Below are 14,163 nucleotides of genomic sequence, written 5' to 3'. Positions count from 1 at the left end.
GTCGAAACAGGATCAGCCAGCAGATCTAAACTTTAGGCTCGCTATTTCCCAACATTAACGCGCTACTCCCCCACACCATTTGCTTGGATGCGAGGGAGTAGTCCGCAAGGATTACTGCCAGCGTTGAGTTCCCATCGCGAGAAACTCTGCGGCGGCACCAACCTTGTCCTTGGGTGGAAACTACTGGCCAGCTCCTTCGGCTTCCACCAGCACCGCAGCGGTGCGTGCGGGAATCCTCAGCTCGCCGGTGGCGCTGTCGAAAAGGGTCGACTTCACTACCTCGTCGCTTCCCTCCTCGAGGGCAGTGGCCAGCTGGTAGTCGCGACCAACAAGTTCCTCAAGTACTTGCGTGTGCTCGCGAGGTGAAGCATTGAACAGAACCAATGCCCCGTCATGCTTGCTGTCAGCATCTGCACCCACGGTGTCATCAATGTGCATCACAATGATTCCAGGCTGAGCTTGCGGGCCGCTGAGTGGGAAGCTCACTTTCTGTTCAATCAGTTCCGCTGTTCCCAAACGCAGCAGTCCTACTTCCTTGCGGGTGCGCAACAAGTCCAGTGCAGCGCCCTCGGCCTGAGCCATGGCCTGGGCATTTGGCTTAAGTTCAGGGTCCTGAAGCAGCGGGGCCATCAGATCCCATTTTTCGCCATTGCCGGCTTTCGGAGGAAGGCCGGCACCGAAGGTGTTTTCCTGCCCGGTGAAATCGATCCGGTTGAACCAGTCCCCCGAGTTATAGCTGTTGCGGTCCAAGGACTTGGAACGCAAGAGCTCAGTACCTGCATGCCAGAAAGGAACTGCCTGCGAGTACATTACGGTGGCTTGGGACAGCGTGTTCATCCGCACCCGCTGCTCCATGGACGTATCGCGAGGCAGCTTGAGCACGGTCAGGTCGTAGAGCGTCTCATTGTCATGCGCATCGACGTAGTTGATCACTTCTCCGGGTTGGGAGGCATACCCGGCTGCCGCGCCTCGGTAGTCCAGCTCATCCCCGCGGTGCACTTGGCCGTCCGAAGCCATGAATTCGAAATCGGCAAGGTTTCCTGCCAACCCCAGACGTACCAAGTCCGTTTCCTGCCTCAGGTCTGCCAAAGCTTCATCAGTAGTTCCGTTGACCTCATTGCCGTTGGGGTCTGTTCCCAGGCCGGTGCCGAAGCCTTGGCGGAAGGTCGAGGATGAATCAACCGGGCTGCCGCCATGAACCGCATCTCGCAACCGGTCGTTGAAGGTACCGATGCCGGTGCCATTCAATTGCCCCTGTGTGGCCTGGTAGAACCGGGCGTTGTCCGCGACTTCGCCGAAGTTCCAGCCTTCGCCGTAGAGATATACGGATTTTCCATCTACGCCATCGCGTCCTGGCTCCAATTCATCTAGGGCGCTGCGAACGGCTTCCATGGTTTCTCGCGAATGATGTCCCATCAGATCAAATCTGAAACCGTCCACCTTGTAATCCCTGGCCCACGTCACTACGGCATCCACCATGAGCTTCTGCGCAGCCGCGTTTTCCGTGGCAATGTTCTGGCAGCAGGTGGAGGTTTCTACTTTGCCGGTGGCATCCAGACGGTGGTAGTAGCCAGGCACGATCTTATCCAGCACACTGCGATCGGCTTGACCCGAGGCTGCGGTGTGGTTGAACACCTGATCAAGCACTACTTCTAGCCCCATGCTGTGCAAGGATCCAACCATCGAGCGGAATTCTTCGACACGGTTCGCTCCTTCAGGGTTCGTGGCGTACGAACCTTCCGGAGCCATGAAATGGAAGGGGTCGTACCCCCAGTTGAATCCGTCTTCATCACCGTGGGCAGTAACGCACTCTTGTTGTTTGCTGGAAGCTGCCGGCAGCGACTTCAGATCACAGTCCGTCTCAACACGTTGTGACTGTTCCTCCTCAATGGTGGCGATATCAAAACTTGGCAGCAGGTGAACGGTAGTCAGGCCAGCCTCGGAAAGCTGTTTGAGCTGTTTACTCCCGGCCCCATTTGCTCCAAACGCTCCGTAGCGGCCCCGCTGATTCTCGGGCACCGAAGCATCTGAAATCGAGAAGTCACGGATCTGCAGTTCATAGATGCTGCGGTCCACGTCCTTTTCGACGTTTTTGGCTTTGGCCTTACGCCACTGTTTTGGCTGGTGGTGAGGGTCTTCCAAGCTCACCGCGACCGAGTGGGTGGAATTAGTGGTCAACGCAACCGAATATGGATCGGTAACAATATTCGTTTCGATCTTGCCCGTTTCAGGGACAAAGACCTGAACTTCCCACCGGTACTTCGCCTCAGCCATCTGAGGTTTACCCTTTACCGTCCACACACCGCTGTCCTTCGAATAGCTAGCAGCGTATCGTGCAGTCTTCTCCTTCTTGTCAGTAATCAGCAGTGTTGTTTTTTGGGCCGTGGGTGCCCAGAGCCTAAAGGTAGGGCGTTTTCCGGTGAAGCTCACGCCCAGTTCTACATCGTCAAGCGCCTTGGCATAGAGATCATCAATGACACCAGCACTCTGAACTCCGGTGAAGGCGGTGAGTTTCTGGGTATCCCCTTCGCCATCAAATCGTGCCAATGCCAGTTGTGAACGCAATGCAGAGGCTACGTCTTCGCGATCTAGCTCAACACGCAAGGCACGGTAGTCGGCAAGGTGTGGGAACTTCTTGCGTTGTTCGGCACTCAACCCACCAATAATTTCTTTGAGCTCGATTGGCTTCGCACCGGAGATCTCTTCTCCCTCCAATTTCAAGCTGGCGTCCTTTGAAGCGTAGAGGGCATAGTTTTCACCAGTGCCTAGATCACGAGGAATCGCTAGGGTGTCAGCGGAAATCCACTGCGCTTTCATTTGACCAACGCCGGCGACTGTTTGGGTGTCAGAACCAATCTGCAACAGGTGAGTCTTCGAGTCGTAGCTGAAGCTCACTGGCTTTCCTTCGGTTACCGAAAGACTGTAGTTAGCACCTCCGGCGGCACCGTCAACGCCATAATTTTCGTCCCACCCGAAGTTGTGTGACACCTTAAATTCGTAGGTACCAGCCGGGATCTTCTCCGTAGTGAATTCGTAGGTACCGTCAGCATCAGCGTCCGCCATTAAAGTAGCGAGACAGGTTGGATCCCAGTCGGATTTACAGCCCAATTCGTCTTGAAAACTTCCCGGTAAGGTGATCATCGGACCCTGTTGATCGCTTTGTGCGATGTTGTTGCGGGGATCGAAGAAGAACTTGACGGTCCCACCTTCGTGAGAATATTTAAGGTTGTCACCACCGGCAATACCACCAGCGCCGTAGTTCAGATCCCATGATCCGTTGATGGCTACCTTGTATTCATAGTCCCCTGCTGGGACATCGAATTCACCAGAATAGACCCCGCCAGGCTGTTCAGTGAGTTTGGCTGCCTCGCAGGCCGGATCCCAGTCGGTGACACAACCCATTTCGGTGTTATGGCTTCCCGGCACGGTGACCATGGAGATATCCGATTCAGCCGGTTTTTCCTTCGCAAACCCGGAAACGTCGTTGCCCACGGAAGCATAGGTGGAAGCGGCGCTGTGTTCTCCTGCGGCATTGGTACTCACGGCACGATATTCCACCAAGGTGCCTTGTGGTAGCGATGAAACGTCGTGGAAGACTCGTGGGGTGTGGTCTTCTGCCACGCCCAGTAGGTGCCACTTCTCGGTGCCCACTTCACGCCACGACATGCTTGTTTCAGCCCACGCCTGTTCGCCTAAATCCACGGATACGGGTGTTACGCCGCTGAGCCCGGCCCCAGATTTTGGAGCGGAAATCTCAGGTGTGAAGGCAGCACTATCTACGTTCTTGTCAGCTTTATAAACCACTGCAGATAGCGCTGGCACCGTCACGTTGAGTTTCCCGTCCGCAGCACTGCTGAGTTTGTCTTCGGCGCCATAGAACGCTGAGTAGGTTGCGTCGGAGGTCAGAGTCGACAACTCAACATCAGCGGATTCTTCCGAGTTGTTCAGGGCCACCAGGTATTCGGTTTTCTCGTCACGGTCCACACGCGAGAATGCATAGACTCCCTTGGAATCTTGGGCGTATAGCTCTACTTGTGCCCCGCCCTTCAGCGCTTTGTTTGATTCGCGAAGTTTAGAGAGGGCCGCGATGTGCTGGTACATCGGAGAATCACTGTCATAACGATCTTGGGTTCCGAGCTTTTCTCCGGTAATCAATTCTTGGTTCTGATACTCCGAGACTTGAGAAGCGAACAGTGATTGGCGAGAATCCTTGTCTCCACCGGTGCCTGCAAATCCTTGTTCGTCACCGTAGTAAACCACCGGCTGGCCACGGGTCAGGAACATCAGTTCATGGGCCAGTTCATCACGTTTGAGTTTCTGATTGCTGTTGTTCAGGAAGTACCCAATGCGCCCCATATCGTGATTGCCAAGGAAAGTTGGTAGAGCATCAGCTGAGGTGTTTGCCGTGGTGTAGTAGTCATCCGCCGAGAACAGCGTGCTTAGCGTTTTGGCTGAATTTCCTCCCGCGAAACCGGCAGCAGCAGATTGGAACGTGAAATCAAGGACGGAATTCATTTCCGTCTTACGCACGTAGGGCGAAAGCTTCTTTGCATCGGCATCATAAACTTCGCCAAACATGAAGAAGTCGTCTTTACCCTGGGCTCGTGCATAGTCCTGAACTTGTTTGGTCCATTGTTCCCAGAATTCAAAATTCACATGTTTTGCGGTGTCGATGCGGAAGCCATCAATTCCGAAGTCCACCCAGTTCTTGTAGACCTCTGCGAAACCGTTGACTACCTTAGGATTTTCGGTCATGAGGTCATCAAGCCCCTGAAAATCGCCATAGGTGACCGACTCACCTTCCCAGGTTGAGTCCCCGCGGTTGTGATAGAGCGTTGGATCATTGAGCCAGTCGGGGACCTTCTTGACTTGGTCAGAAACAACCGGGGTATAAGGGAAGGAACTGGAAGCGTCTAGCTCTGGGAAGGTATCACTGCCTGCGTAGTCCGCCGGGTCAAAGGCTTGACCCTGAGCATCCTTATAGGGATGGGAAGACTGCTCAACGTAGGAATACTTCTTTTCCTTATTGTCGATGAGATCCGCGGTATGGTTCACGATGATGTCGAAATACACCTTGATGCCACGCTTGTGGGCGTCATCAATCAGTTCGGAGAGTTCTTCATTGGTGCCTAGATGTGGGTCGATCTGAGTGAAATCGGTGACCCAATAGCCGTGATATCCGGCGCTGGCATCATCACCACTACCCTGAACCGGCATGTTCTTAAAACTGGGCGTGAGCCAGATGGCGCTGGTGCCAAGGCCCTGAATGTAGTCGAGCTTGGAGTGTAAGCCTGCGATATCACCGCCTTCATAGAATCCTTTGTCCGTCGGATCAAACCCGGTGGTTAGTCGATCACCTTCCAAACCGCCGGTGTCGTTAGCCGTTGAGCCATTGGCAAAGCGGTCTGTCAAGACGAAATAGAATTGCTCACCAGAACCGGCTTGCCTGACCGGCGCAGCGACCAATTCGGCATCAGTATCTGAATATTTTCCGCGAAGGTCCAGTGGCACAACTTGTGTCAGCCCAGTGGCCGTATCAAAGGTGAAGCGCAATCGGCTATCCGCACTCAGGGCTAGGGGAATGTTCTCTTCTCCCCCATCCAGTCCATAAGACGTGTCAAAGCTTTTGTTCAACGCTACTTTGTATTCATAGTTCCCCGCCGGAACTTCCACTTCCAGGCTGTATTGCCCTTCCTGGTCCGTGGATTGCAGGCTGGTAGCTTCACAGTCAGCCATCCAGTCAGCGGAACATCCCAACAACGACTGAAAAGAACCGGCCAGAGTCACAGAAGTTTCATCTGCCACGGCGGGAATACTAGCCAGGGGTGCCATGGGTGCGAGCGCCAGCATCGGGGTTGCGGCCAAGGCGGTGACCCAACGACGCCAACTACGTTTATGAAGGTATGGTGGCAGTGGCTGACTGCGCACGGAGGAAGCAGCGCTTTTGCTGTTCACGAAATGCTCCATTGAATTCGAAGGTACGAGCGGCAAGCCATAAGAGCTGACTCGCCAGTGATTCAGCCCACACTACTGAGCGAATTCCATCAAGTGCAAGCGTTTCCAACATTTACACTCGGATGCAGGGAAAACATCAAACTTTTCAGTATTTTTCCAACTTTTTACATAGGAAACGTTTGCACAATGCGGCACAAAAGTCTCCAATTCCCATTGTCCGGTCAGGTCGGCAACCCCACTACAAAAAGAACCTCCAGACAGCTTTTGGCTGTCTGGAGGTTCTTTTTCGTACTAGTTCTTACCGTCCGCCGGTAGCAGGGCTTGATGCACGACGTGGTCCACGTGAGCGACCACCTGCGGCACCTGCAGCATTGCGGCCTCCGGATCGTGCTGAGGGTGAGGAGTTCGACGGACGCTCGCCATTCGCTCCACGAGCCGAACGGCTTGGACGCTCAGCATTAGCGCCGCGTGATTCGCGTGCTGGACGCTCCGAATGGTTCGATGCACCGGAACGATCTGAACGGCGACGGTCTCCGCCGCGGCCCTGTGCCTCACCGGCAGGCTTGCCGCCGCGTGCATTGCGTGCGCCACCGCGTCCGCCACGGGCGTTCGAGGATTCGCCGGCAGGCTTCTTCTTGGCTGGGTTGCGGGTCTGCTGTGCTGGAGCAACATATGGAACATGCTCAGCAACTTCGCCGACGACCTTAGCCACAACTGGCGAGTTCAGGTTGACCTTTTCGAAAGGTACCTTCAGCCCGGCCTGCTTCAGCAAAGTCGAAACGTCGCCCTGCTGATCAGGGGTGCAGATGGTCACTACAGTTCCATCCGAACCTGCACGTGCGGTACGGCCCGAGCGGTGGGTGTAGGCCTTGTGCTCTGCTGGTGGATCAACATGCACAACCAGTTCCACGCCATCAACGTGCACGCCACGAGCGGCAACGTCGGTAGCGACAAGCACCTTCGCCTCGCCTGAAGCGAAAGCAGCAAGGTTGCGGTCACGGGCATTCTGCGACAGGTTGCCGTGCAGGTCCACTGCTGGAACGCCAGCCTTGGACAGGGTCAGCGCCATCTTCTTGGCGTGGTGCTTGGTGCGCATGAACATGATGCGGCGGGCAGTGCCCTGAGCCAGGACGCGGATCAGGTCCTTCTTATCATCGTTGCCGATGACGAAGACGTGGTGCTCCATGGTGTTCACAGCGGCCTCGGGCGCATCCACCGAGTGAATGGTCGGGTGGCTCAGGTAGCGCTTGACTACCTTGTCCACGCCGTTATCCAAGGTGGCGGAGAACAGCATGTGCTGGATGCCGGTTGGCATGCGGTCCATGATGCGTCGTACTACAGGCAAGAAGCCCATGTCTGCCATGTGGTCGGCCTCGTCCAGCACGGAGATTTCCAGCTGGGACAGGTCGACGATCTTCTGCTTGATCAAGTCATCGAGGCGGCCTGGGCAGGCGATGACGATGTCAACGCCCTCGTTCATGGCCTTTTCCTGGCGGCTCTGGGCCACGCCACCGTAGATCACGGTGGTGCGCAGGCCGGCAGCCTTCGCCAAAGGCTCAACGGTCTTGGCGATCTGGGTTGCCAGTTCGCGGGTTGGAGCCATGATCAGCGCACGGGGGAAACGAGCCTTGCGGCGCTGCGGGCGATCTGCCAAACGCGCTACCAGTGGAAGCGAGAAAGCCAGGGTCTTGCCGGAACCGGTCTGGCCGCGGCCCAGGACGTCGCCGCCGGCGAGAGTCGAAGGCAGGGTCGCTTCCTGGATCGGGAAGGCGGATTCGATTCCGCTGTCGGCAAGGACCTTGGCAAGGTATTCGGGCACACCGAGGGCGCTAAAAGTTACGGACATATTCAAACTTTCTCTCTGATTCGCACGCCTGATGCAGGCGTTGGGTTTCGCCGAGCCAGGAGGAAGTCCGCAACGTGCAAGGCCAAGGCCTGCTACCAAAAGTGAACCGGCGGAGGTTGTCCGGGCGATCTACTGGAGGGGAAATCTAAACTGTCGACGCATACGCCACAGAATTTTCCGGTGACGCACAAAGATCCATACTACAGTGCTCAAGCGGGGCACGTCTGTGAGCGGCCCCGCTTTGCACTGCTATGCCGGGAGATGTTCACCACTTGCACTCCCGGATCCTGCGAACTTCTTGCTAGTTCAATTCGAACTTCTTCTTCGCCAATTTCGAGGGCCACCAGACCTTTGGTCCAATTTCCTCAACCAGCGCGGGAACCAGCAGGCTGCGGACCACAAAGGTATCCAGGAGCACTCCGAATGCCACGATGAAGCCCAGCTGGCCCAGGAACATGATTGGCACTACGCCCAAGGCGGCGAAGGTTGCAGCGAGCACCACGCCGGCGGAGGTAATCACCCCGCCGGTGACCTTCAGGCCAACGCGCATGCCCTCACGGGTTCCACGCTTCAAGGATTCCTCGCGCACTCGAGTCATCAAGAAGATGTTGTAGTCCACGCCCAAGGCCACCAGGAACACGAAGCCGAACAGCGGCACTGAAGGGTCCGCGCCAACATAGTTGAAGACGTTGTTGAAGACCAGTGCGCTGACGCCCATCGCCGTGCCATAGGACAGCACCGTGCTCAGGATCAGCAGCACCGGGGCCAGGATCGAGCGCAGCAGCAGCATGAGGATCAGCAAGATCGCCAGCAACGTGATCGGGATGATCTTGAACAGGTCCGCAATCGCCGTCTCGTTGGTATCGATCTGCGTTGCGGTGGTGCCGCCGACCAATGCATCCGAATCCACCGCATGCATCTGCTCACGCAGCTCAAGCACGGTTTGCTTGGCGGCATCCGAGTCCGCCGCATCAGCCAGGGTCACCGAGATCAGGTTCCTGCCTTCGACGTTCATCGGATCAGCACCACGGGCGGGCATTGCCGGGCCACCATCCGCGGCCTGCAGGTAGGCCGAATCCACGCCGGTAACATCCAGCGCCTTATCCAAGGCCACCTTCGCCTGGGCTTCATCGACGATCACGGTGGCCGGGGATCCCGAACCACCAGGGAAATGCTCGCCCAAGGCGATCTGCCCGTCGCGCGCCTCGGAACCGCCAACCACCAGCTCGCTTTGCGGCACGCCATGGGCCCTGAGCTGGGTCATGCCCAGCGCCCCCACGGCGAGCAGCACGGCGGTAATGATCCAGATTGGACGCGGATGGCTGGCAACGAAACGCGCAATGCGGCCCCACATCCCTTCCTTCTCCTGACCCTGTGCATCTACTGCTGCAAGCTTGGGGGCGAATGGCCAGTAGGCTGCCCGGCCCAGCAACCCGAGCACTGCCGGCAGGAAAGTCAGCGCGGCGATAATCGAGAAGATAATGCCTGAGGCGCCAATTGGACCCAATGCCTTATTGGAGTTCAGGTCGGAGAAGAGCAGGCACAGCAGGCCCACTGTCACGGTGCCGCCCGAGGCGACGATCGGCTCCAGGGACCTCTTCCAGGCTGTCGCCACAGCCTGCCATTGGTCCTGGCCGGCGACCAGGGCTTCCTTGTGGCGGGCGACGAACAGCAGCGAATAGTCGGTAGCTGCGCCGATCACCAGGATGGACAAGATGCCCTGGGCCTGGCCATCAAGCCTGATCCAGCCTTCGGAGGCCATGAAGTACACGGCGAGGATAGCTGCGCACAGCGCCACGACCGAGGTGAGCAGCACAGTGAAGGGAAGCAGGATCGAGCGGTAGACCAGCAGCAGGATCACCAGCACTGCCACCAGGGCCACGCCCAGCAGCACGCCGTCGATGCCGCCGAAGGCCTCAACCAGATCGGCGCTGAAGCCAGCAGGTCCGGTGACATAGGCGGTGGAGCCAACAGGCTTTTCGGCGGCGATCAGCGAGCGCAGCCCTTCGACTCCGGCGTCGACTTTCACCTCGCCGGAGACCGGAACGATGAATTCAGCCGCCTTGCCGTCCTCGGAAAGGAAGGGGCCGGTGATTTCGCCGTCCAGATGGGTGAAGTCTTTCAAGGCCTCGCCGATCCGCTCGGCATCTTCCTTGCTAACACCCTGGGTGCCAGTAAGCAGGACTACGGCCGGGATTGCTTCGGTGGAGCGGAATTTACCCTGCCACTGCAGCGCCTCGGTGGCTTCGGCGGTCGCCGGAAGGAACGAGGTCTGGTCATTGGTCTGGACTTCGGAGAGCTTGCCGAAGGTCGGGCCGCCGATACCGGCCACTGCCAGCCACAGGATGATCAGCAGGGCGTAAATCCCTGCCCTGAGGCCAATACCCTTCTTATCCAACCGCTTCCTGTTTGCTGGTTGATCGGTTTTCGCTAGGTGCGCCACAGATCTATCCTCACTCGTGATTGCTGGCAGCGGATCGCACAGCGACCCAGAAGGCAATAGTACAAGATTTATTTCCATGATAGAAATACTCGCCAAGCTATTAAATTATTTTCCAGCTACGATTGCGATTATGAGCGCACGAGAACACCATCACGTGGTTAGGCTCCTGCAGGAATTCGGCCAAGCCTCGGACCGCTACGTTGAATCCACTGGAGCAATCTACGGGACCCACCGCACCGATATGAATGCGCTGTCCATCATTATTAACTACGAGCAACGCGGCCTGCTGCCCTCCCCGCGCGATCTGAGTCGCGAGCTGCAGCTGAGTTCACCGGCCACTACCGCGATGCTGGACCGTCTGGAAAAGCTGGGCATGATCGAGCGCCAGCGCTCTGACCGCGACCGCCGCGTCATCCGCATCGCCATGACCTCCAAGGCCCGCACCAAGGGCAGGGAAATGTTCATGCCGCTGGGGATCAAGATGCTCGACATCCTCAGCGGATATGACGAAGAACAGCTGCAGGTCATCAGTAAATTCATGGCCGAAGCCGTCGCCGGTGTGGACAGCGCCCGCGAAGAAGTCGTAACACAGCGTGCGACGAAACCAGCCGCGCCATAGCCGGGTACTAACATCATCAGGTGACACTTTCACTTTGGTTTTCCCTGCTCAGCGCCTGCATCATCATCAGCTTCACTCCCGGCGCCGGAGCAATAAACACGATGAGCAACTCGATGCGCCAAGGCTGGCGTGCATCCATCTGGGGTGTCATCGGGCAACAGATCGCTTTGCTGATCCATGTGGTCATTGTCGCGGTAGGAGTGGGACTGCTGGTAGCCAGTTCCCCGCTGCTCTTTAGCATCATCCGCTACGCCGGAGCCGCCTACCTGGTCTATCTGGGCATCCGCATGATGCTCTCCAAACCGGAAGTCGCCTCTGACGGGACCAGCACCGGGCACCGCCTGACACGCTGGGCAATGCTCAACCGCGGAATCCTGGTCAACCTGCTTAATCCGAAAGCCATCGTTTTCTTCCTGGCATTCACCCCGCAGTTCATCCGGACCGATCAGCCTTTGCTGTCCCAATACGCCATCTTCATCGGCACGGTCATCGTGGTGGACATCCTGGTGATGTTCTTCTTCTTTGCCGGCACTGCCCGTACCTTCCAGCGCTTCACTGCCACCTACCGGGGTGCCAAGCTGCTGAACATCCTCTTCGGCATCCTATTCATCCTGGTCGCCGCGCTGCTGTTGCTGATCCACTAATTTTTCTCCCCCAAAGCCGTCTCGAACCCCTAGTCGTAACCCATTCATGGCCCTGCGCACCGAATCGTTGCCGTTTTGTTGCCGGGAAACGGGCGCGTAGCTATCGATCGAATCGCCTTGTGCCCATAGACTGATGCCATGTTCCGGATAATGATCGTGTGCACGGGAAATATCTGCCGTTCCCCCATGGCCGAGTACATGCTCAAGAATGCGCTCAAGGACGCCGAGGTCTCGCAGGTGGAGGTCATTTCGCGAGCCATCACCGATGGCGAAGTCGGCAAGCGCATCGATGAGCGGGCCGCCAGTACGCTGCGCAGCCATGGGCTTGATGCTGCTGAGCACATTGCCGCCCAGATCGACTCGGACGAAATTGCCAAGATGGATCTTGTCCTGGCAATGGACACCGACCACTTCGAGGATCTCGTTCCCGAATTGGCCGAGATCGATCCGAGCGAACGCCCACAGCTGCGGATGTTCCGTTCCTTCGATCCGGGAACCGCGAGCTCCCCGCACGACCAGCAGGGCATATACGACCCTTGGTACGGTGACGCGGGAGATTTCCGCGAGACCTGGAAACTCATTTCTGCTTCCCTGCCTGCCCTTGTAGATTACGTGCGGAGTAATATCACCTCTCGTGGAAACCGCTAGACCAACACTTATTGCCATTGACGGGCGTTCCGGATCCGGCAAAAGCACCTTTGCAACAGACCTAGCGGAATACTTGGAAGCCACCGCCTCCGTAGCTATTTTGCGCCTTGAAGACCTCTACCACGGTTGGGATGGACTGCACAGTTCCTTCGAGCTGTATGAACGGATCCTGCCGCAGCTGGCAGCAGGGATCACCGCTGCATACCCCACCTGGGATTGGGAATCGAGTACCCTCGGCCAATCCAGCAACTTCTCGCCTGCCGAGATCGTTATCGTTGAAGGCGTCGGCGCGCTCCATGGCGCAGCCCGGAAGTACCTCGACCTCGGAATCTGGCTTGAGGCCCCGGAAAACTGCCGCCGCGACCGGGCGCTGGCCCGCGACGTCGAGACCTACAGCCCGTACTGGGACATGTGGGCCGAGCAGGAAGATCGGTACCTGAAGGCCCATAATCCGCACCACGCGGCCGACCTGGTGATGGACGTCGCCAGCGACCGCGATCCCATGCAAATCTGGGCACTGGCCTGCCGATACCTGCCCGCAGGAATACGCCAGCGGTGCGCAGGCCCCAACACGGCCCCCAGCGTCCTGGAATTCCGCCAGAGCTACGAGGCGCCAGCTGATGCGGCCTCGATTTTCGAGCAACTGGCCGCTGTCCTTCCGCATGCCGCGTTATTGGAATCGACAAGCCACAAGCTCAGCGACCCATTGGGACGCAATCGCTATTCGGTGCTTGCTCTCTCCACTGCTCAGCAGCCGCCGTTGCTGAGCGCTACCAGCCACGGCACGAGCATCCGACTGCCCGGCGCTGAAGTACGGCTGGGCAAAGATTTCTTCCGCGCCCTGGCTGGCTGCTGGCCTGGCTCGCCAATCGATGCGAAAACCGGCTATCCGTTGCCCGCATGGGTGGGGTATCTCGGGTATGAGCTGAAACGCGAGGTCGGCGCCGCAGATCTGCAGGCTGTGGTTGAACCCGGACGGGTACGCCCGGATGCCCAGTTCTTCGCGCCGGACACCGTGGTGGTCATCGACCATCACCAAGAGCAGATGCATCTGCACAGCATTGCCGAGCCCGCAGCGGCAGTGAGCATCCTATTGGGCAATCCGCCAGAACTGCGCAGCGGGCGGGAATTGCCCATCCCGGAATTCAGCTGCGCGGATACTGCAACCGGCTACAAGCACAAGATCCGCAAAGCTCAACGGGAGATCTATGAAGGCAACACCTACGAAGTGTGCCTGACCACCGAGTTGACCGCCCATGCCGAACAGTTCGATCCATTCGAAGCCTATTGCCGCATGCGCCGCTCCAGCCCGGCACCCTTTGCCCACTACCTGCGCTTCGCCAATCTGCAGATCGCCAGCATGTCGCCGGAACGCTTCCTCGCGCTGTCCAAGGACGGGCAGCTGCGGGCCGAGCCGATCAAGGGCACCCGTCCGCGCGGCGAGAATGAAGAATCGGATCTCGCTTTGAAGCATGATTTGGCTACGCATCCCAAGGACCGGGCCGAGAACATCATGATCGTCGACCTGCTGCGCAACGACCTGTCGCACCATGCGGTTCCCGGTTCGGTGAAGGTAGCCCGGCTGTGCGCGGTGGAATCCTATGCGACGGTGCACCAGATGGTCTCGACCATCGACGCCACGCTGTCCTCCCCGCGCTTGGCCGCCGAGGCCCTGCGTGAAGCGTTCCCTCCCGGTTCCATGACCGGTGCACCGAAGCTGTCCACAATGAATATCCTGGATGAGCTGGAAGACCATCGTGCCCGCGGACTGTACTCAGGGGCGGTGGGCTATTTGGGTGCTGATGGCGCTGCCGACTTCTCAGTGGTGATCCGCACCCTGGTATGCGACCAGCTGGCTGACCAGTCATGGCGCTTGAGCTTGGGCTTGGGCGGAGCGATTACCGCAGATTCGGTTCCCGCCGACGAATGGGACGAGGTCATCACCAAATCCCGTGGTGTGCTCCAGGCGCTGGGGGCCAGCTTCCCGGACGAATCCTAAGCGCTACGC

7 protein-coding genes are annotated in these 14,163 nt (G+C 58.0%); 4 read left to right on the top strand and 3 right to left on the bottom strand.

Features of this window, described 5'->3' with window-relative positions:
* Positions 1–180 precede the first annotated feature (180 nt).
* The 3 genes from pulA to EKH49_RS13605 all read right to left on the bottom strand — a co-directional run bounded on the left by pulA (position 181) and on the right by EKH49_RS13605 (position 10,244).
* Positions 181–5,832 (bottom strand): pullulanase-type alpha-1,6-glucosidase, encoded by a 5,652-nt coding sequence (gene pulA, locus EKH49_RS13615; RefSeq protein WP_442903510.1) that lies wholly within the window; start codon positions 5,830–5,832, stop codon positions 181–183.
* A gap of 421 nt (positions 5,833–6,253) precedes the next feature.
* Positions 6,254–7,801 (bottom strand): DEAD/DEAH box helicase, encoded by a 1,548-nt coding sequence (locus EKH49_RS13610; protein ID WP_128471259.1) that lies wholly within the window; start codon positions 7,799–7,801, stop codon positions 6,254–6,256.
* A 301-nt stretch (positions 7,802–8,102) separates the two neighbouring features.
* Entirely contained in the window at positions 8,103–10,244 is a 2,142-nt protein-coding gene (locus EKH49_RS13605) for an MMPL family transporter (protein WP_128471258.1), read from the bottom strand.
* 130 nt (positions 10,245–10,374) lie between these two features.
* Between EKH49_RS13605 and EKH49_RS13600 the strand changes: the two genes are divergently transcribed.
* The 4 genes from EKH49_RS13600 to EKH49_RS13585 all read left to right on the top strand — a co-directional run bounded on the left by EKH49_RS13600 (position 10,375) and on the right by EKH49_RS13585 (position 14,154).
* Positions 10,375–10,863: a MarR family winged helix-turn-helix transcriptional regulator gene (locus tag EKH49_RS13600; protein ID WP_128471257.1), complete on the top strand. Its 489-nt coding sequence runs from the start codon at positions 10,375–10,377 to the stop codon at positions 10,861–10,863.
* 20 nt (positions 10,864–10,883) lie between these two features.
* On the top strand, positions 10,884–11,507 hold the full coding sequence (locus EKH49_RS13595; protein WP_128471256.1) for a LysE family transporter: 624 nt from the start codon (positions 10,884–10,886) through the stop codon (positions 11,505–11,507).
* A 138-nt stretch (positions 11,508–11,645) separates the two neighbouring features.
* Entirely contained in the window at positions 11,646–12,155 is a 510-nt protein-coding gene (locus EKH49_RS13590) for a low molecular weight protein-tyrosine-phosphatase (protein WP_038991730.1), read from the top strand.
* Complete coding sequence (locus EKH49_RS13585) at positions 12,142–14,154, top strand: chorismate-binding protein (protein ID WP_236641163.1); 2,013 nt, start codon at positions 12,142–12,144, stop codon at positions 14,152–14,154. The genes EKH49_RS13590 and EKH49_RS13585 overlap by 14 nt, the downstream gene beginning before the upstream one ends.
* Positions 14,155–14,163: the final 9 nt, after the last annotated feature.

The organism is Glutamicibacter sp. HZAU (assembly GCF_004100365.1).
GTDB lineage: Bacteria > Actinomycetota > Actinomycetes > Actinomycetales > Micrococcaceae > Glutamicibacter > Glutamicibacter nicotianae.
Note: the sequence above shows the minus strand (reverse complement) of the source record. Positions and strands in the feature narration are given on the sequence as shown.